The sequence below is a fragment of the Gellertiella sp. DMC107 genome (assembly GCF_056313605.1).
Genome location: NZ_JBQUZZ010000007.1, coordinates 122631 through 142413, shown reverse-complemented (window position 1 = coordinate 142413; position 19783 = coordinate 122631). Strand labels below are relative to the sequence as shown.

Annotated in this window: 18 protein-coding genes; 13 read left to right on the top strand and 5 right to left on the bottom strand. The window is 64.7% G+C overall.

The window, feature by feature from the left end; translation table 11 throughout:
• Positions 1 to 5 precede the first annotated feature (5 nt).
• The 6 genes from ACT54B_RS20265 (at position 6) to ACT54B_RS20240 (ending at position 5672) form a co-directional block, all read left to right on the top strand.
• Positions 6 to 1469 carry an aldehyde dehydrogenase gene (locus tag ACT54B_RS20265; RefSeq protein ID WP_476047609.1) on the top strand — a complete coding sequence of 488 codons (1464 nt, stop codon included), beginning with the start codon at positions 6 to 8 and terminating at the stop codon, positions 1467 to 1469.
• An 11-nt stretch (positions 1470 to 1480) separates the two neighbouring features.
• Positions 1481 to 1810, top strand: coding sequence for an NIPSNAP family protein (locus ACT54B_RS20260; RefSeq protein WP_476047607.1), 330 nt, complete (start codon positions 1481 to 1483; stop codon positions 1808 to 1810).
• Between the two features lie 78 nt (positions 1811 to 1888).
• Entirely contained in the window at positions 1889 to 2866 is a 978-nt protein-coding gene (locus tag ACT54B_RS20255; RefSeq protein ID WP_476047752.1) for an ABC transporter substrate-binding protein, read from the top strand.
• A 62-nt stretch (positions 2867 to 2928) separates the two neighbouring features.
• Positions 2929 to 3789 (top strand): ABC transporter permease, encoded by an 861-nt coding sequence (locus tag ACT54B_RS20250; RefSeq protein WP_476047605.1) that lies wholly within the window; start codon positions 2929 to 2931, stop codon positions 3787 to 3789.
• A 12-nt stretch (positions 3790 to 3801) separates the two neighbouring features.
• Entirely contained in the window at positions 3802 to 4602 is an 801-nt protein-coding gene (locus ACT54B_RS20245) for an ABC transporter permease (protein WP_476047603.1), read from the top strand.
• A complete protein-coding gene (locus ACT54B_RS20240) occupies positions 4599 to 5672 on the top strand; it encodes an ABC transporter ATP-binding protein (RefSeq protein WP_476047601.1) in 1074 nt (357 codons plus the stop codon). Before ACT54B_RS20245 ends, ACT54B_RS20240 begins: the two co-directional genes overlap by 4 nt.
• 42 nt (positions 5673 to 5714) lie before the next feature.
• Here the strand turns inward: ACT54B_RS20240 and ACT54B_RS20235 are convergent, their stop codons facing one another.
• The 5 genes from ACT54B_RS20235 to ACT54B_RS20215 form a co-directional block, all read right to left on the bottom strand.
• Positions 5715 to 7652 (bottom strand): beta-galactosidase, encoded by a 1938-nt coding sequence (locus ACT54B_RS20235; RefSeq protein ID WP_476047600.1) that lies wholly within the window; start codon positions 7650 to 7652, stop codon positions 5715 to 5717.
• A complete protein-coding gene (locus ACT54B_RS20230; RefSeq protein WP_476047598.1) occupies positions 7649 to 8740 on the bottom strand; it encodes an ABC transporter ATP-binding protein in 1092 nt (363 codons plus the stop codon). The genes ACT54B_RS20235 and ACT54B_RS20230 overlap by 4 nt, the downstream gene beginning before the upstream one ends.
• Before the next feature lie 56 nt (positions 8741 to 8796).
• Positions 8797 to 9648, bottom strand: a complete 852-nt coding sequence (locus tag ACT54B_RS20225) for a carbohydrate ABC transporter permease (RefSeq protein WP_476047596.1) — start codon at positions 9646 to 9648, stop codon at positions 8797 to 8799.
• On the bottom strand, positions 9648 to 10556 hold the full coding sequence (locus ACT54B_RS20220) for a carbohydrate ABC transporter permease (RefSeq protein ID WP_476047595.1): 909 nt from the start codon (positions 10554 to 10556) through the stop codon (positions 9648 to 9650). The genes ACT54B_RS20225 and ACT54B_RS20220 overlap by 1 nt, the downstream gene beginning before the upstream one ends.
• A gap of 91 nt (positions 10557 to 10647) precedes the next feature.
• The gene (locus ACT54B_RS20215; RefSeq protein ID WP_476047750.1) at positions 10648 to 11856 is read right to left on the bottom strand and encodes an ABC transporter substrate-binding protein; all 1209 of its coding nucleotides are present in this window, start codon (positions 11854 to 11856) and stop codon (positions 10648 to 10650) included.
• A gap of 170 nt (positions 11857 to 12026) precedes the next feature.
• Here ACT54B_RS20215 and ACT54B_RS20210 point away from each other — a divergent pair, with 170 nt between their 5' ends.
• The 7 genes from ACT54B_RS20210 (at position 12027) to ACT54B_RS20180 (ending at position 19780) form a co-directional block, all read left to right on the top strand.
• A complete protein-coding gene (locus ACT54B_RS20210; protein WP_476047593.1) occupies positions 12027 to 12950 on the top strand; it encodes a helix-turn-helix domain-containing protein in 924 nt (307 codons plus the stop codon).
• A 279-nt stretch (positions 12951 to 13229) separates the two neighbouring features.
• Positions 13230 to 14093, top strand: a complete 864-nt coding sequence (locus ACT54B_RS20205; protein ID WP_476047749.1) for a transketolase — start codon at positions 13230 to 13232, stop codon at positions 14091 to 14093.
• Positions 14090 to 15064 carry a transketolase family protein gene (locus ACT54B_RS20200; RefSeq protein WP_476047591.1) on the top strand — a complete coding sequence of 325 codons (975 nt, stop codon included), beginning with the start codon at positions 14090 to 14092 and terminating at the stop codon, positions 15062 to 15064. Before ACT54B_RS20205 ends, ACT54B_RS20200 begins: the two co-directional genes overlap by 4 nt.
• Before the next feature lie 14 nt (positions 15065 to 15078).
• The gene (locus ACT54B_RS20195; RefSeq protein WP_476047590.1) at positions 15079 to 16380 is read left to right on the top strand and encodes an aspartate aminotransferase family protein; all 1302 of its coding nucleotides are present in this window, start codon (positions 15079 to 15081) and stop codon (positions 16378 to 16380) included.
• 35 nt (positions 16381 to 16415) lie between these two features.
• Positions 16416 to 17444: an ABC transporter substrate-binding protein gene (locus ACT54B_RS20190; protein WP_476047588.1), complete on the top strand. Its 1029-nt coding sequence runs from the start codon at positions 16416 to 16418 to the stop codon at positions 17442 to 17444.
• 18 nt (positions 17445 to 17462) lie between these two features.
• Positions 17463 to 18509: an ABC transporter substrate-binding protein gene (locus ACT54B_RS20185; protein WP_476047586.1), complete on the top strand. Its 1047-nt coding sequence runs from the start codon at positions 17463 to 17465 to the stop codon at positions 18507 to 18509.
• Positions 18494 to 19780, top strand: a complete 1287-nt coding sequence (locus ACT54B_RS20180; protein WP_476047584.1) for an ABC transporter permease — start codon at positions 18494 to 18496, stop codon at positions 19778 to 19780. The genes ACT54B_RS20185 and ACT54B_RS20180 overlap by 16 nt, the downstream gene beginning before the upstream one ends.
• Positions 19781 to 19783 lie beyond the last annotated feature (3 nt).

The following is a 19783-nucleotide window of genomic DNA, read 5'->3' as shown; positions in this document are numbered from 1 at the left end:
GCCGAATGTCCCGCTTCCAGCTTTATATCGATGGTGCTTTCGAGGACGGGGTGGCCCGTTTTGATAGCCTTGACCCGGCAACCGGCGCCGTCTGGGCGGACATGCCGGAGGCCCGCGAAGAGGAGGTCGATCGTGCCGTCAAGGCTGCGGAACGGGCGCTTCATGCCGGTCCATGGGCCGCGATGACCGCAAGTGCGCGGGGCAAGCTCCTCCATCGGCTCGCCGATCTGGTGGCCTTGAATGCGCAGACGCTGGCCGAGCTGGAAACCCGGGATACGGGCAAGATCATTCGCGAGACCTCGGCCCAGATCGCCTATGTGGCGGATTATTACCGCTATTATGCCGGGCTTGCCGACAAGATCGAAGGCGCCTATCTGCCCATCGACAAGCCGGATATGGATGTCTGGCTGCGGCGCGAGCCGATTGGCGTGGTCGCCGCCCTCGTTCCCTGGAACAGCCAGCTTTTCCTTTCGGCGGTCAAGATCGGCCCGGCGCTGGCGGCCGGCTGCACGGTGGTCCTGAAGGCCTCGGAAGACGGTCCGGCACCGCTTCTCGAATTCGCGCGGCTGGTGCACGAGGCCGGTTTCCCGCCGGGTGTCGTCAACGTCATCACCGGCTTCGGGCCGTCCTGCGGCTCGGCGCTCACGCGCCATCCGCTGGTGGCCCACATCGCCTTTACCGGAGGGCCGGGAACCGCTGCCGCGGTGGTGCGCAATTCCGCGGAAAACCTCGCCTCCACCTCGCTCGAACTCGGCGGCAAATCGCCCTTCATCGTCTTTGCGGATGCCGATCTGGAGAGCGCTGCCAATGCGCAGGTGGCGGGCATTTTCGCCGCCACCGGCCAGTCCTGCGTCGCCGGTTCGCGGCTGATCGTCGAGGCATCGGTCAAGGATCGCTTCCTCGATAGGCTGAAGCGCAAGGCCGAGGCGATCCGCATCGGGGCGCCGCTCGACCGGGCGACCGAGGTCGGCCCGCTATGCACGGACCGTCAGCGCCAGCACATCGACCAGACGGTCCGGTCCTCCGTGCGTGCCGGGGCCCGTCTTCTTGCCGGTGGCGCCATCCCCCCGTCGCCGGGCTTTTATTATCCGCCCACCATCCTCGATTGCGATGGCGTGACGGCGCCCTCCTTCGAGACCGAACTTTTCGGCCCGGTCCTGTCCGTCCGCTCCTTCACGTCGGAGGAGGAGGCGGTGACGCTGGCCAACGATACGCGCTATGGGCTGGCCGCCGGCGTCTTCACGCAGAATCTCGCCCGCGCCCATCGCATGATCAGGCGCATCCGGGCGGGGGTGGTCTGGGTCAATACCTATCGTGCGGTGTCGCCCATCGCTCCCTTCGGCGGCTTCGGCCAGTCCGGTCAGGGACGCGAGGGCGGTCTGGCGGCAGCGCTCGACTATACCCGCACCAAGACCGTCTGGGTCCGCACCTCCGACGACCCGATCCCCGATCCCTTCGTGATGCGCTGAGGAGGGACGGGATGTATTACGAAATCCGCACCTACCGGCTGAAAAACGGCGCCATTCCCGCGTACCTCAAGGTGGTGGGAGAAGAGGGCATCGCCATCCAGAAGAAGCATCTCGGCCACCTTGTCGGCTATTTCTTCTCCGAAATCGGCCCGATCAACGAGATCGTTCACATCTGGGCCTTCGAGAGCCTGGATGACCGGCAGGCCCGCCGCGAGCGGCTGATGGCCGATCCGGACTGGCTGAATTTCCTGCCGAAGATCCGGGATCTCATCGAGATTGCCGAAAACAAGATCATGAAGCCGGCGGCTTTTTCCCCGTCCGGCGGACATGCGCCTGCCTGAAAAATCCATAACGGGAACCGAAAAACCAGGGAGAATGGAAACATGAGAAAGACGCTTGCAATCACGGCCCTTCTGGCCATGACCGCCCTTGCCGGAACCGCTGGCGCGGCCGACATGGTGTTCACCAGCTGGGGCGGCACCACGCAGGATGCGCAGAAGGCCCACTGGGCCGAGGGTTTCACCGCCAAGGAGGGCGTGAACGTCGTCCAGGACGGCCCGACCGACTACGGCAAGATCAAGGCCATGGTCGAGAGCGGCTCGGTGAACTGGGATGTCGTGGACGTCGAGGGCGATTATGCGGTGCAGGCCGGCAAGGCCGGGCTTCTGGAGCCGCTCGACTTCTCGATCATCGACAAGTCGAAGCTCGATCCGCGCTTCGTCACCGATCACTCGGTCGGCAGCTTCTACTATTCCTTCGTCATCGGCTGCAACAAGGAAGCCGCCGGCGGAAACTGCCCGAAAAGTTGGGCCGATCTCTTCGACACGGCAAAGTTTCCCGGCAAGCGGGCCTTCTACAAGTGGTCGGCTCCCGGCGTGATCGAGGCCGCGCTGCTGGCCGATGGCGTGGCCGCCGACAAGCTCTACCCGCTCGATCTCGACCGGGCGTTCAAGAAGCTCGATACGATCAAGTCCGATATCGTGTGGTGGGATGGGGGCGCCGCATCGCAGCAGCTGCTCGCATCGGGTGAAGCCCCCTTCGGCTCGTTCTGGAACGGACGCCTGACGGCGCTTGCCGCCACCGGCGTCACGGTCGAGACCTCCTGGGACCAGAACATCACCGCCGCCGACAGCCTCGTCGTGCCCAAGGGGACGAAGAACAAGGATGCGGCGATGAAGTTCATCGCCTTCGCCACCAGCGCCGAAGCGCAGGCGAAATTCGCGACCGCCTCCGGCTATGCGCCGATCAACACCGGTTCGAGCGCGCTGATGGATGCGGCGCTGGCCAAGACCCTGCCGGACCAGCAGGCGGCAAGCCAGGTGAATGCCGACATGAACTACTGGGCCGAACACCGGGATGACATCGGCAAGCGCTGGTACGACTGGCAGGCGAAGTAAGGCGAGCCACCGATGTCGGCCGGTCTTCGCCGGCCGACAGGTCCACAAAAGGATAGGGCGCAATGGCCATCAGCAATCAATCCGGGGTGAGGAGGGCAGCGGGCCGGCGGGAAGCCGCGGGTTTCTGGCTGGCTCCGGCGGTCGTTCTCGTCGTGCTGTTCTTCCTCGTCCCCGTCGCGTCCCTGCTGCTCAGAAGCGTGCTGGAGCCGACGCCCGGACTGCAGAACTATGCCGAACTTCTGGGCACCTCCACCTATCTGCGCATTTTCATGAACACGTTCCTCGTGGCCGGGGTGGTCACCTTGCTATCCGTGGTGATCGGCTATCCGGTTGCCTGGGCGCTTGCCGTGATGCCCGATCGCTGGGCGAAGCTGGTCTTCGCGATCATCATACTCTCGATGTGGACCAACCTTCTCGCGCGCACCTATGCCTGGATGGTGCTGCTGCAGCGCACGGGCGTGATCAACAAGACCCTGATGGGGCTCGGCCTCATCGACCAGCCGCTGGCGCTGGTGAACAATCTCGTCGGCGTCACCATCGGCATGACCTATATCATGCTGCCTTTCGTGATCCTGCCGCTGGTCGGGGTGCTGAAATCGATCGATCCGCAGGTGCTGCGGGCGGCCGCCCTGTGCGGCGCAAACAGCTGGCAGTGTTTTGCGCGCGTGCTGCTTCCGCTTTCCCTTCCGGGGATCGCCGCGGGCGCGCTGATGGTGTTCGTCATGGCACTCGGCTATTACGTCACGCCGGCGCTGCTCGGTGGCACCGCCAACATGATGCTGGCCGAGATGGTGGCCCAGTTCGTCCAGTCGCTGGTCAACTGGGGCATGGGCGGCGCGGCGGCGTTCGTCCTGCTGGTGGTAACCCTCGTTCTTTACGGCATCCAGCTGCGCTTCTTCGGCGCTGCCGGCCGCACGGCCTGAGGAGGACCGCCCATGCTGCTCGATTTCGAAAAGCTCGGCCCCTGGAAAATCCTGCTGGTCGGCGTGACGGTCCTCGTCTCGCTCTTCCTCATCCTGCCGATTATCTTCATCGCGGCGCTGTCCTTCGGCTCCTCGCAATGGCTCATCTTTCCGCCGCCCGGCTGGACGCTGCGCTGGTACGGCGATCTTCTTGCCGATCCCCGCTGGCTGCAATCGGCCTTCACGAGCCTGAAGATCGCCGTCATCGTGACCGTCCTTTCCGTGGCGCTGGGTTTTCTGGCGGCGCTCGGCCTCAACCGGTCGCGCTTCTTCGGCCGGGAAGCGCTCCGGGCGCTCTTCCTCACGCCGATGATCCTGCCGGTCGTGGTGCTCGCGGTGGCGCTCTACGCCTTCTTCCTGAAGATCGGGCTTGCGGGAACCATGGTCGGCTTCATCATCGCCCATCTCCTGATCGCGCTGCCCTTTTCCATCATCGCCATCGGCAACGCTCTCGAAGGCTTCGACAAGTCCATCGAGGATGCGGCCGTTCTGTGCGGGGCAAGCCCCTGGGAGGCAAGGCTGCGCGTCACGCTGCCCGCCATCAGCCACGGGCTTTTCGCGGCCGCCGTGTTTTCCTTTCTCGCCTCGTGGGATGAGGTGGTGCTGGCGATCTTCATGGCCAGTCCGACGCTCCAGACACTGCCGGTCAAGATCTGGGCGACGCTCCGCCAGGACCTCACGCCGGTCATTGCCGCCGCATCCACGCTCCTGATCCTCTTCACCATCTGCCTGATGGTTCTGGCGGCGCTAGTCCGCAAGGGACGCAAGACATGACCACACCCTTTCTCGAAATCCGCGGCCTTCGCAAGGATTACGGCGCCGTCACGGCGGTGCACGACGTCTCCATCTCCATCCGCGAAGGCGAGTTCATGACCTTCCTCGGCCCTTCGGGCTCCGGCAAGTCGACGACACTCTACATTCTCGCCGGCTTTCAGGATCCGACCGCGGGGGACATCCTGCTGAAGGGCGAGACCATGCTGGCCACGCCCTCCCACAAGCGCAATATCGGCATGGTCTTTCAGCGCTACACGCTGTTTCCCCATCTGACGGTGGGGGAGAATGTCGCCTTTCCGCTGCGGATCCGCCGGCTGCCGAAGGCGGACATCGAACGCCGCGTCAGGGAGGCCCTGCGCCTTGTGCGCCTCGAAGGCTTCGAGGATCGCAAGCCGGCACTGATGTCCGGCGGCCAGCAGCAGCGGGTTGCGCTGGCCCGCGCCCTCGTCTACCAGCCGCCGGTGCTGCTGATGGACGAACCGCTCTCCGCGCTCGACAAGAAGCTGCGCGAGGAAATCCAGTTCGAGATCCGGCGCATCCATCAGGAAACCGGCGTGACCATCCTCTATGTCACGCATGATCAGGAAGAGGCCCTGCGTCTCTCCGATCGCATTGCCGTCTTCAGCCAGGGGGCGATCGACCAGATCGGAACCGGGGAGGCGCTTTACGCCAACCCCGCGACCCGGTTCGTCGCCGGCTTCATCGGCGACAGCAACTTCATCGATGTGGAGGTCTCCTCGGTGGGGGACCGTCTGGCCCGCCTGCATCTGCCGGGCGGGATCGCGCTCGACGGTGTGCCCTTTCACGGCAAGCCGGGCACACGGGCTGCGCTGATGCTGAGACCCGAGCGGATCGATCTGCGCCGGGCGGAAAGCGACGGAGAGGGGATCGCCGGAACCGTCCGCGACCTGACCTTCCTCGGCAACAACACGCAGGTTCTCGTGGAGCCGGCGGGGCTCGATCCCATCGCCGTCCGTCTCCCCTTCGGCCATCCCTCCCTGTCGGGGCTTGCCCCCGGCTCCGCCGTGAAGCTCCTCGTCGATCCCTCGAGCGCCCATGCCTTTGGCTAGGGCCTTTCCTGAAAAAAGGTAGCCACGGTCTCCCGATCCGGCTCAGTCCTTCCAGATGGCGGAGGATTGCGGTTTCACTCTCACCCCGCCGGACAGCGGCGTGACATGATCGGGTATGGACCAGGGCTGGTTGCCGTAGTTGAAGGCGAAAGTCAGGTCGCCCCGGCGTCGCAGGCGGATGTGTTCGGGAATGGCAAGGGTGGAAAGACCGGCCTTCGCCGCCAGCAGGGCGATCGTCGTGCCGAGCAGCTGCCCATCCGGCCAGCCCGGCAGCACATGGTGCCGGCCCCGGACGGTCAGCGCCGGTCGGCCGTCGTCGAAATGAGCGAGGGCCGTGGCCCCCTGCAATTCCAGATCCTCGCGCCAGCGGATCACGGAACCCTGCACCTCGCCGTGCACGGATTTTTCCAGTCCCGGCCTCAGCGAAGCGCTCTGGATCGAGCGCACGCCCGTCAGGCCGGCCAGCGGGCCGGGCGGAAGACCGTCCGGAATGCGGAAATGGCGGTCGCGCGAGCCCGTTCGCGGGCCATAGAGAACGACCCCGGTCGCCGTGTCGAGCGCATGCAGGCTCGCCTCGTCCACATGCACGAGCGAGGGAACCAGAATCAGCGCGTAACCCTCAAGCGTCTCGCCCGGCCGGACGAAATCCACATCCTGTCCCAGCCTGCGGATGGCCTCGTACCAGCGGAATGCGAGTTCCTCATAGCGGAAGTCGCGGCCATGCGGTTGGATGCGGGTTGCCCACCAGCTCTCGTAATCATAGAGGATGGCCACGGATGCCTTGCCGCTGGGGCCGAGCGGGCCGAGCGCCTTGAGGTCCCGTGCGGCTTCCGCCGCCTCCTGACCGCCCGGCGACAATTCGTCGAGGCCCGGCAGGTTGAGGCCCGCATGCATCTGTTCCTGCGCGAAGGGTGCCTGCCGCCAGCGGAAATAACTCACCACCTCCGCGCCGTGCGCGATCGCTTCCAGCGTCCAGAGACGCACCATGCCGGGCTTCGGCACGGGGTTCCAGGGCGCCCAGTTGACGGGCCCCGGCTGCTGTTCCATCACCCAGAAGCGGCCCTTGCCGACCCCGCGATAGAGATCGTGATGGAAGGCGGCGATATCGGGATGGGAGGTTTCCGCCCAGCGATTGCGTTCGTCCTCCGAGAAGGGGAATTTCTCGACAAAGCCGATCGGATAGCTGTCCCAGGAAGCAAGATCGAGATTGTCGCCCACCTTCCAGTGGTCGAAATCATTGGTAAAGCCCATGAAATTATGGGTGATCCAGCGGTCGGGCGAATGGGCGCGAATGATTTCGCACTGCATGCGGTCATAGGCGGCGATCTGATCGGAAAGGAAACGCCAGTAATCCATCCGCTGCGCCGGATTGGCCTCGGTGACGGTGAGGTTCGGCAGGGATACCTGATCGAAGCTGGTCAGCTCCATGGACCAGAAGACCGAGCCCCAGGCCTCGTTCAGCTGTTCGGGCGACTGATAGCGACGGCGCAACCAGTCGCGAAAGGCGGACAGCTCTTCCGGGCCGTAAGAAAATGTCGTGCCGTGGCAGCCATATTCATTGTCGGTCTGCCAGCCGGCAAGTCCGGGATGGGTGCCATAACGGCGGGCGATGATCTCGACGATGCGGGCGGATTCCCGCCACCAGTCGCGGGCGGAAAAACTGTAATGCCGGCGGGAGCCAAAGCCGCGCGGACGCCCCTGCTCGTCGATGGGGGCGATATCGGGATAGTCGTCCATCAGCCATTTGGGCGGCGTGGCGGTGGGTGTGCCGAGGACGATCCGCAGGCCTGCCGCATGGAGGATGTCCATGGCCCGGTCCAGCCAGTCGAAATCGAAACGGTCCCGGGCGGGTTCGAGCCGCGACCAGGCGAATTCGCCAATGCGCACATACCGGATGCCCAGATCCGCCATGCGCCTCGCATCGGTGGTCCAGCGGTCTTCCGACCAGTGTTCCGGATAGTAGCAAACGCCGAGCGTCATGGGGTCCGATCTCCGTGAATGAGGGCGGCACCAGTCGCATTGAAAACGTGGCAGGCCGTTGCCGGGACATGGAAGGGAACGCTTTCGCCGGGGCCGACGCGCACCGTTCCTGCCCCGCGCAGGATGAAGCTCGCCCCGTCGGACAGGCGCAGCGTCAGCAAGGTTTCCGCACCCAGAAATTCCGCATGGTCGACGAGACCCTCCAAGGCGAGGCCTTCGCCCTTGCCGAGACGGGCATCTTCCGGGCGGATTCCCACGGATACGTCCTCGGAAGGGGCGATCCCCGGAAGCGCGCGGTCGAGATGCGGCCCGCAGGACAGCGTGACGGTCAGGCTGCCACCGGAGGACCCGGTGGTTCCTTTGAGGAAATTCATCGAGGGCGAACCCAGGAAGGCGGCAACGAAGCGATTGGCGGGCCGGTGATAGAGATCGAGCGGCGATCCCGCCTGTTCGATCCGCCCGCCGTTCAGCACCACGATCATGTCCGCCATGGTCATGGCTTCCACCTGATCATGGGTGACGTAGATCATTGTCGTGCCGATGGTGCGGTGGAGCCCGGTGATCTCGTTGCGCATCTGCACGCGCAGCGCCGCATCCAGGTTGGACAGCGGCTCGTCGAACAGGAAGACCTGCGGATCGCGCACGATGGCGCGCCCGATGGCAACCCGCTGCCGCTGGCCTCCGGAAAGGGCGGCGGGGCGCCGCTCCAGGAGCTTTTCGAGCTCCAGCATGGCGGCGGCCTTGCGCACCCGCGCGGCGATCTCCTCCTTCGGATGGCCGGTCATCCGCAGGCCGAAGCCGATATTCTCGGCCACCGTCATGTGCGGATAGAGCGCATAGGACTGGAACACCATGGCCACGCCTCGCTCGGCCGGTCCGACCCCCGTCATGTCCCGGCCGCCGATCTGGAGATGGCCGGCGGTCATGTCCTCCAGGCCGGCGATCATCCGCAGCAGGGTGGATTTTCCGCAGCCCGACGGGCCGACGAAGACGCAGAACGTTCCGTCCGGAATGTCGAGATCGAGTTGCGGGATGACCGTGACCTCGCCAAATGCCTTTCTTGCGCCCTTGAGGCTAACCTGTCCCATGCTGTCGGCTCCGCTTGTCTGCGTTTCTGGGTGTCGGGACGCCCGCCATCGGCGGCTCATCCCTTGGTGGCGCCGAGCGTCAGCCCGGCGATGAAATGGCGCTGCATGAGAAAGAAGAGGAGCGCCGGCGGCAGGGCGGCGACGACCGCGCCCGCCGCGATCAGGTTCCAGGCGGACACCCATTCGCCCTTGAGGGCCGAAAGGCCTGCGGTAACAGGCATGGCATGGCTGCCCTGGACCAGCACGGTCGCCCAGAAATAATCGTTCCAGACGAAGGTGAAGACCAGCACGGCCAGCGCCGCCATGGCGGGGCGGACCAGAGGCAGAACCACATGGCGGAAGATCTGCCATTCGCCGACGCCTTCGATCCGCGCCGCCTCGATCAGCGAGAAGGGCAGCTGCCGGATGAAATTGCGCATGAACAGGGTGCAGAAACCGGTCTGGAAGCCCGCATGGAAGAGGATCAGCCCGAGAACGGAATCATAAAGGCCGAGCTGCAGGCTCAGGTCGCGCACCGGCACCATCAGGATCTGGAAGGGAACGAAATTGCTGGCCACGAACAGGAAGAACAGCGCGAGATTGCCCCGGAAGCGATAGGTGGCGAGGGCAAATCCGGCCAGGCAGGAGAGCAGCAGCGCTCCGGCCACCGCGGGCAGGGTGATGAGAAGGGAATTGACCAGATAGTGGCCGATGGGCGAGGCGGTCATCACCGCCCCATAGGTTTCTCCAAGGACCAGGCCGGAGGGCCAGCCGAAATAATTGCCCGCCGCCAGATCGCCGAGCGGGCGGACAGAGGTAAGCAGCACGCCGCCGAGCGGCAGCAGCCAGATCAGGAGCGCGACCGGCAGCAGAAGCCGATAGGCGAGGCGATAGGGGGTGGGAGCCCTGTCGATGGGTGCGGGAAACATCAGCGTGCCCTCTCATTGGCCAGCATGCGCAGGATGAACAGGCTGATGAAGACCATCATGATGGCGAAGAGCACGGCGGCGATCGCCGCCCCATAGCCCATGCGGTAGCCATATTCGGAGAGCGCCTGTTCATACATGTAGAAGGACAGGACCCGGCTCGAGCCGTAGGGGCCCCCGCCGGTCATGGCGGAAACCAGATCGAAGGAACGCAGGGCGCCGATGATCGTCACCACCGCGGCCATGAAGCTCGCCGGCCCGAGCTGGGGCAGAACGATATGGCGCAGCATGGAAAAACCGGAAGCGCCATCCATGCGACCGGCCTCGATCTGCTCCGGATTGATGTTGTTGAGACCGGTCAGGTAGAGGATCATGCAATAGGCGATCTGCGGCCAGAGCCCGGCGACGATGATGCCATAGGTGGCGAAGCGCTCGTCGGCAAGAATGGCGATCTCCTCGCCGGTCAGGGCATGCAGCAGGCGCGACAGAAGGCCGAAATCGGGCGCGTAGAACCAGCTGAAGATGATCCCCGTCACGATCTGGCTGATCACGAAGGGAAAGAAGAACAGTGACTTGTAGATCCGGATTCCCGGGACGGTCTGGTTGAGCAGGAGTGCCAGCAACAGGCCCATCGGTGGCGCGGCGAGAAAGAAGACGAGCCACAGCACATTGTTCTTGAGGGCAGTGTAGAAGGCCTCATCATCCAGAAGCTCGACGTAATTGGCCAGGCCCACATAGGTCTTCGGCCCGAGGCCGTCCCAGTCGTGAAAGCTGAGCCACAGCGAGGACAGGATGGGATAGAGCACGCACGCCGCCAGCATGAGAAGCGCCGGGGCGAGAAAGAAAAACGGGGTGAGCCGTGCCGGCAGGCCGCGGCCTGCCCGGCGCGACGGGCGCAGGGTGGATGTCATGGGGAATGTCCGGTGATGTCGGGGTGGCTCGACCGCCCGGTTCCCGAGGAGGCGGGGGAACCGGGCGGGAGATGATCCGTTCCGGATCGGCTCATGGCTTGTAGGCGCGGGCCCGTGCCTTGTTCAGGCGTGCGAGGATGTCCGGCAGCTTCTCCGGCGACTGCATGAACTGCTGGAAACCTTCCATGCCGGCTTTCGCCATGTCTGCAGGGGCATCCCGATCATAGAACTGGGCGAGGCCATAGGCGCCGGCAAGCGTTTCGGTCGCCGCCTTCAGCAGCGGGTCGTCAGGCAGCGGCGCCTTGTTCGACGCGGGGATCTGGCCGGTGAAGCCATTCATCTTTGCCTGCACATCCGGCCGGCCGAGATAGGCGAGGAAGGTTTTCGCATCCTCCTTGTTCTGTCCGCCCGATGCGGCGAAGAAGGCCTCGGTCGGCGCGTCTTCCGCGCGCGGCACGCCGGGCGTGATTTCCGGGAAGGGGATAAAGCCGATCTGCTCCGGCTTCAGGCCGCCGTCCTTCATCATCGGCACCGCGAAATTGCCCATCAGATACATGGCAGCCTTGCCCTGCACGAATTGCGGGATCGCATCCTGCCAGTCGATGGCGGCGTGGTTTTCCAGGAAGTAGCCGGGCTTGACCAGTTCGGCCCACTTCTCGAAGACCGCCTTTACCTTCGGATCGTCGTAGGCGACCTTGCCGGCGGTGAGATCCATGTGGAACTCGTAGCCGTTGACGCGCAGGTCGAGATAGTCGAACCAGCCGCCCGTCGGCCACAGCGCCTTGGTGCCGATGGCGAAGGGCGTGATGCCGTCGGCTTTCAGCTTTTCGCAGGCGGCGAGCAGCTCGGCCCAGGTCTTCGGCGGCTCGATGCCCTTTTCCTTGAAGATGTCGGCGCGATAATAGATCGCCCAGGGATAGTAGGAATAGGGCATGCCCCACTTGCGGCCATCCGCTTCGACCGAGCGGGCCGACGAGGCCAGGGTTTTGCCAAGACCGTTCTTTTCCCAGACATCTGTCACGTCCTCCACAAGCCCCGCCTTGACGAAGGGCATCATGCGGTTGCCGGGATACCAGGCGAAGATATCCGGCGGGTTCGCGGTCAGAAAGTTGCGGATCGCCGACTTGTAGCCTTCATGGTCGAAATTGTTCCACTTGACCTTGATCGCCGGATATTCCTTCTCGAAATCGGCGATGACGGCTTCCATCATCTTCTTCGACGGCGGATCGGTCTTGTCGGCATTGATCACCAGTTCGCCCGCCAGAGCCGGCAGGGCGGCAAGCCCGCAAACGGTCATCATCAGCGCGCGCAGAATGGGTTTGGCATGCATGGTCGGTCCTCCCGGATTGCCTGCCCCTCGGGCAGGAGCGCGGGTACAACTCCCAATCGTCCCGCTTCACGCCATTGACGTTAGGAGGGGAAAGTGTAGCCTGCTACACCGATATCCAATTTGAATTCCTGTTTTCAAAGATGCTCACCGCGGAACTGAGAGAAATCGACTGGCTGGGTGCCGTTCCGGTGGATCCGGACCGGGGCGCGGCCTATCCCATGGTCGTCTATGCGGGACACAGCCTGTGCGCGGGCAATCTCATGCGGGTCAAGCGCATGCCCATGCCGCACATGCACAGCCAGGTGGAAATCAACTTCGTCCTCAAGGGCAACATGACCTATCGCTTCGACCAGCGCCGGATCGATCTGGGCGAGGGGCGCTTCTGCCTGTTCTGGGGCATGGTGCCGCATCAGGTGGTGGATTGCGCGGAGGAAACGCTGTTCGTCTGCCTCTACGTCCCGGTCTCGCTGTTTCTGGAACTGCCGAATATCCAGGCCTTCCGCGAGACCGTGCTGCGGGGCGGCATGCTGGAGCCCGCCCGCGACACCCGGTCCGAACAGGAAACCTTCCTGCGCTGGCGGGAGTATCTGGTGTCCGGCGATGCGGATGCGGTGGACATTGCCCGGCATGAAATTTCCGCCCGCATTCGCCGCATGGCGCGGGAGGACTGGCGCGACCTGCGCCGCGATGCCACGCTGGATACGCGTGGCTTCAAGGAAACGGTGGCGCGGCTGGAAACGGTCGAACGCATGCTGCGCTTCATCGGCACGCATGCGCTGGAGGATATCGGCGTGCCCGATGTGGCCGCCCATGTGGGCCTGCACCCGAACTATGCCACCTCGCTGTTTCGTCGCGCGCTGGGGCTGACCATCAACCAGTCGATCATCCAGCATCGGCTGGATACCGCCCAGTCGCTGCTCGCCTGTACGGATATTCCCGTGACCAGCATCGCCTTCGACGCGGGCTTCGGCTCGGTGTCGCGCTTCTATCAGGCCTTTCATCGCCGCTTCGGCATCCGGCCCGGCGCCTATCGCGACAAGGTCCGCGCCACCGTGGCCGCCTGAGGGCCTGACAGCGCTTTCCACCGCCCCCGTTATCCGGATGCCCTTCCGGCGGGCCTCAAGGCCCTACCGCTTCGGCGGCGGCGGCCGCTTTTTCTCTTAAGCCCCAGGCACCCAAGCCACCCTCTTGCCGCGCCGCCGGCCCTGGATCGCCTGTTTCATCGGCGTGAAGAAAACGGTTGCGCCCTTTCCTCGCTTCCTATATCTTATAAGTTATAAGTTCTAGGTAAGAACGGGAGCACAGTTTTGCCATCGCTAGACATCGCAAGCGGCCATCGGGGGATGGCGCGCAACACCGAACCTTTGCCTGAAGACCGGCTGGAGCTTCTTAGGGAGCGAGCCCGCTTCGTTCGTCTCGAGACGATCCGGCTCATCTCCATCGCCAAGGTCGGGCACTACACATCGGTCTTTTCCTGCGCGGAGATTTTTGCCGCGCTCTATTACGACGTGATGCGGATCCGGAGGGGTGAGCCCGGCTGGGCAGACCGCGACCGCTTCCTCATGGGCAAGGGTCATGCGGCGGTCGGTCTCTTTCCGATCCTCGCCGATCTCGGCTTCTTCGATCCCGAATGGCTGGAAACCTACACCCGGCTCGGCAGCCCGCTCGGCGATCATCCCGACATGACCAAGGTTCCGGGGGTGGATTTCAGCTCGGGCTCCATCGGCCATGCGCTGTCCAACGGCATCGGCATGCTGCTCGGCGCCCGGTTCCAGAAAAGGGATTTCCGCGCCTTCGTGCTGCTGGGCGATGGCGAGATGCAGGAGGGCCAGGTGTGGGAAGCCGCCCTATGCGCGTCCAGCCAGGGCCTGTCCAATCTCGTCGCGATCGTCGACCGCAACGGCTACCAGCTCGACGGCAAGGTGGATGACGTGCTCGCCATCGAGCCGCTGGATGAAAAATGGCGGGCGTTCGGCTGGGAGGTCCACACCGTCAACGGCCACGATCTCGACGCGCTGACGCGTCTGTTGCGCGCCGTTCGCGACGACCGCACCCGCACCCGGCCCTGCTGCATCATTGCCGAGACGGTGAAGGGCAAGGGCATCGATTACATGGAAACCGAGCCCGGCTGGCATCTCGGCTATCTCGGCGCGGAAGACGAAGCGCGTGCCCGCGAAACCATTCTCAACACGGTGATTTCCGCATGACCCAGCTCCTTTCCCCAGATTCCTGGCAGTATCGCGAGATCAACCGCCGCGCGCCTTCCCTGCCGACGCTCTCCAACGCGCTGATCGGCCTTGCCGAGGCGGGCTACCCGGTCATGGCCGGCACGGCAGACCTGCAATATTCGAACGGCCTTGCCGCCTTCGCCGCCCGTTTTCCGGAGCGTTTCGTCCAGTTCGGCATCTCCGAGCAGAACATGGTGTCGGCTGCGGCCGGGCTGGCGACGACGGGGGTGATCCCCTATGTGGCGACCTTTGCCTCCTTCCTTGCGCTGCTCTGCTGCGAGCAGATCCGCATGGACGTGGCCTATTGCCGTCAGCCGGTGCGTCTGATCGGCCACCACACGGGCATTTCGCTCGGCTTCTACGGCACCTCGCACCACGCGACCGAAGATATGGCCATCATGCGCAGCATTGCCAATCTTGCGGTGGTCTCGACCGCGGATGGGCCGGCGCTGGAGGCGGCGCTGAAAGCCACCGTCGATTACCCGCTGCCCATCTATTTCCGCATCCATCGCGGCCATGATCCCGTCGTCTACCACGAGGGCGTCCGTTTCGAGCTCGGCAAGGCCATCGTGCATGGCATCGGCCGGGACGTGACGATCATTGCGGCCGGCTATCCCGTTCACGGGGCGCTGAAGGCGATGCAGGAGCTCAATGCGGCCGGCCATTCCGTGGGCCTCATCGACATGCATTCGATCAAGCCGCTGGACGAGGAGGCGATCATCGAGGCCTCCGCGCGCTCGCGGATCATCCTCACCGTCGAGGAACACAATGTCATCGGCGGGCTCGGCGGGGCCGTGGCCGAAGTGCTGGCCGAAAAGGGCAAGGGCGCGCGTCTGGTTCGCCATGGCATCCGCGACGAATACAGCCTCATCGCCCCACCGACCCATCTTTACCGGCACTACCGCCTGGACGGTGACGGCATTCGCGCCGTCGTCCTCGAAACCCTCTAGCGGAGATTTTCCCCGTGACCACGAACAATCAATCCATTACGCGGCGGGCCGAGGCGGTCATTCCCGGCGGACTTCTCAGCCCCAGCCGGCGGCTGGGCCGGCCGGTCGCCTTTGCCCGGGCGGAAGGGCCCTATCTCTACGATGCCGATGGCGCCCGCTACACCGATTACCACTGCGCCTTCGGCGCCAATGTCCTCGGCCATCGCCATCCCGCCCTCGCTGCGGCCATCGCCGAGACGGGCGAAGCCCTGGATCTTGTCGGGGCCGGCGTGCTCGAGCTGGAGGTCGAGGTGGCGGAAATGCTGGTCGAGGCCATTCCCTGCGCCGACCAGGTGGCCTTCTGCAGCAGCGGTTCGGAAGCCACCTATCATGCCCTGCGCCTCGCGCGCGCCCATACCGGACGCAAGCAGATCATCAAGTTCCAGGGCGGCTATCACGGCTGGCACGATTATGTCGCCATGAACGGCCAGTCGAGCCGCCAGATGCTGAATGCCTTCGATCCCATGTCGGACGGCATCCTGTATGATGCGGCCCGCCATACGAAAATCCTTCCCTATAATGATGCGACCGCGGTGGAGGACCATATCCGCGCCCATCCGGGCGAGGTTGCCGCCATCATCGTCGAGCCGATCGCCCACAACATGGGCGCGGTCATCGCGCGGGACCGGTTCCTGCGCGACCTGCGCCGCATCGCCACGGACCATGGCGTGGTGCTGATTTTCGACGAGGTCATCACCGGCTTCCGCCATGCGCTGGGCGGCTACCAGTCCATTCTCGGCGTCACGCCCGATCTCGCCACCTTCGGCAAGGCGGCCACCAGCGGCTACCCGATCGGGATCGTCGCCGGCCGGCGGGACATCATGGAGCGGGTGGGGCGAACGGGGGAAGGCGCGGTCTTCATGGGGGGCACCTTCAATGGAACGCCCTCTTCCATGGCGGCCGTGAAGGCCACGATGCGCGAACTGTCCCGGCCCGGCACCTACGAACGGCTGTTCGCCCTCGGCGACCGGCTGCGCGCCGGCATTGACGAGATCATCGGCAGACGCGGGCTGAAGGCGCAGGCGGCCGGCTATGGATCGGTCTGGCTCGTCTATTTCTTCGACGGCGAATTCCGCGACTATGCCGATCTCCTCGCCAATGACGATGCGCTCGACCTGCGCTTCCGCCGGGCGCTGATCGCAGCCAACCACATCTTCCAGCCGCTGCAACTGAAGCGGCTCTACCTCTCGCTGAGCCACGACGAGCGCGTCCTCGATGACACGCTGGAGCTCATCGATACCGTCATGGCCGATCTCGCCCGCTCGGCGGCGGCCTGAACCTCACCTGATCAGCAAAGCAAAAAGGGGAACCCATGAAACATATTGCTGCAATCATGGCCGTCATCGCCGGAATGGCCGCGGCTTCGCCGACGCTGGCCCGCGATCTCACGGTCGTCGGCTTCGGAGGCGCCACGCAGGATGCGATGCGCGAAGCCTTCTTCAAGCCCTATGAGGCGGCCTCCGGATCGCCTCTGGTGGAGGAGTCCTACACGGGCGGCATCGCCAAGATCAAGGCGATGGTCGAGACCGGCACCACCACCTGGGACGTGGTGCAGATGGACGAGAACGAGATGATCCTGGCCTGCGACCAGGGCCTTCTCGAACCCTTCGACTGGAAAACCATGCCGAATGCGGAGAATATCATCGCCCCTGCGAAATCGGATTGCGGGGTGGGGGCCTTCGTCTGGTCGAAGATCCTCGCCTATGACGGAGACAAGGTGTCCGGCGTCCGCTCCTGGTCGGATTTCTGGGATCTGAAGACATGGCCGGGCAAGCGCGGACTGCGCAAGCAGGCGCGCATGACGCTGGAAATCGCGCTTCTGGCGGATGGCGTCAAGCCGGAGGATATCTACACGGTCCTCGCCACCAAGGAGGGGCAGGACCGGGCTTTCGCCAAACTCGACCAGATCAAGCCCGAAATCCAGTGGTGGGAAGCGGGTGCGCAGCCGATGGAATGGCTGGCGTCCGGCGAGGTCACCATGACATCCGCCTATAATGGCCGGGTGATTGCCGCCAACAAGCAGGGCCGGCATTTCAAGATGTCCTGGGCTAACCAGCTCTATGCCATGGATTTCTGGGCCATCCCCAAGGGAGCCGATCGCAAGGCCGCCTTCGATCTCGTCACCTTCATGACGAGCCCCGACACCCAGAAGGCCTTTGCCGAGAAGATGGTCTACGGCGTCACCAATGCCCGGGCCACGGAAAGCATCGCCCCGGATATTGCGCCGCAGCTGCCCACCGCCCCGGAGAACCTGACCGGAGCGCTGGCCCTCAGCACACCCTTCTGGGTCGATCACGAGGAAGAACTGCAGCAGCGCTTCAATCGCTGGGTCGCCCAATAAGCCGGGAGGGGAGGAGACATGACCTATCATCGGATCGTCGGCGGGCTTTTCCTGCTCGCCGCTCTGGCCGGGGCGACGCCGCTTGCCGCGGAGCCCGCCAGACTGACCGTCGTCGGCGCCGGCGGTGTCCTGCAGGATGCCGAGCGGAAGGCCTTTTTCGAACCCTTCGCCCGGCAGTCCGGGACGGTGCTGACCGAGGATTCCTATTCCGGACAGATGGCCAAGGTGCGCGCCATGGTGGCCAGCGGCAGCGTGTCCTGGGATGTCATGCAGGTCGAGCAGAACACGCTTCTGTCGGGCTGCGCGGAAGGGCTCTTCGAGACGCTCGACTGGTCGAAAATCGGCAACCGGGAGGATTACCTCCCGGAAGCCTACAATGAATGCGGCGTCGGCGCCTTCGTCTGGTCGATGGTGCCGAGCTATGACCGCGCGACGCTTCAGGACGGACCACAGAGCTGGGCCGATCTCTGGAATCTCCAGAAATGGCCGGGCAAGCGGGGCTTTCGCCAGACCGCCAAGATGACCCTGGAGATTGCGCTTCTGGCCGATGGCGTGAAGCCGGCGGATGTCTATACGGTGCTGGCCACGAAGGAAGGGCAGGACCGGGCCTTCGCCAAGCTCGACGCCATCAAGCCCTCCATCCTGTGGTGGACCACCGGGGCGGAATCGCTCGAAAGGCTGGCGGCGGGCGATGTGGTCGCCACCGCCACGTTCAACGGTCGCGTGGCCGCCGCCAATGCTGCGGGACGCACCTTCGCCCTCCTCTGGGGCGGCCAGGTTTTCGGCATCGATTACTGGGCCATCGTCAAGGGAGCGCCGAACCTGGAGGCGGCGGAGAAATTCATCGCCTTCGCCGCTTCGGAACCGGCGCAGACGGTCTTCCCCCGCCACATCGCCTACGGGGTGACCAACCGGAAGGCCATCGCGGCCATCCCGCCGGAGCTGGCGAAGAACCTGCCGACGACGGAGGCGAACATGGGATCGGCGGTTGCTCTCAACACCGAATTCTGGGCCGATAACGGGGAAGCGCTGGAAGCGAGGTTCGCGACATGGCGGGCGCAGTGAGTTCTACCCTTGTTGCAGGCCAGCCCTCCGGGGCTGGCCTCAGCGAAGCCCGATCCGGTGTCGCGCTCCAGGCGGGTTACCGGGCCGACCGGCGGCGGCAGACGCTCATTTCGCTGGGTCTCGTCGGGCCGCTCGTCGCCTTCATCGTCTTCGCCTTCGTGCTGCCGCTTGCCACCATGCTCTTCTATGCGGTCAGCAACCCGGAGGTCCGCAAGGCCCTGCCGGGCACGCTGGAGGTGCTGCGCACATGGGATGGTACGGCGCCCGTGCCGGAAAGGGCTTTCGAGGCGCTGGTCTCCGACATCAAGTCCGGGGCCGAGCCGAGCGTGCTTGCCGAAGCGGGACGCCGGCTCAATTACGAGCTGACCGGTTTCCGCAGCCTGCTGGCCAAAACCGTTCGCAGCCTGCGGCAGGTGCCCGTCGACAATGCCCGGCAGGCGCTCGTGACGCTCGACGGCCGCTGGGACGAACCGGCCACCTGGCGGGTGATCCAGAGGAATGCCGGTCCGCTGACCGGGTTCTACCTGCTTTCCGCCGTCGACCTGCGTCCCGGCGACGGGGGTGGCGTCAGCCTGGCGCCGCCGGAAGAACGGCTGTTCCTGGCGACCCTGGTCAGGACCATGACCATCAGCGCCGTCGTCACGCTGATCTGCGTGGTGCTCGCCTATCCGGTCGCCAATGCGATCGTGGCCATCGGGGGGCGCTTCTCGGCCGTCCTGCTCGCCTGCGTGCTGCTGCCCTTCTGGACCTCGCTTCTCGTCCGCACCAGCGCCTGGATCGTCATTCTGCAGAAGGAGGGGATCGTGAACCGTCTGCTTCAGGGACTGGGGCTGACCAGCATGCCGCTGGAGCTGATCTTCAACCGGACCGGGCTTTACATCGCCATGGTCCATATCCTGCTCCCCTTCATGGTGTTGCCCCTGATCAGCGTGATGAAAGGCATCTCGCCGAGCTATGTCCGGGCGTCCACATCGCTGGGGGCAGGGCCGCTGACCACCTTCCTGAAGGTCTATTTTCCCATGACGCTTCCCGGTGTCGGCGCCGGCTGCCTGCTGACTTTCATCATCGCGGCCGGCTATTATGTCACGCCGACGCTGGTTGGCGGCGCATCGGACCAGATGCTGAGCTATTTCGTGGCCTTCTATGCCAATACCACGATCAACTGGGGCATGTCGGCCGCGCTCGGGGCGCTCCTGCTCGGCTGTATCCTGGCGCTCTACGGTCTGGTCGGCAAACTGGTCGGCATCGGCCGCATCGTGGGAATGGAGTGACAG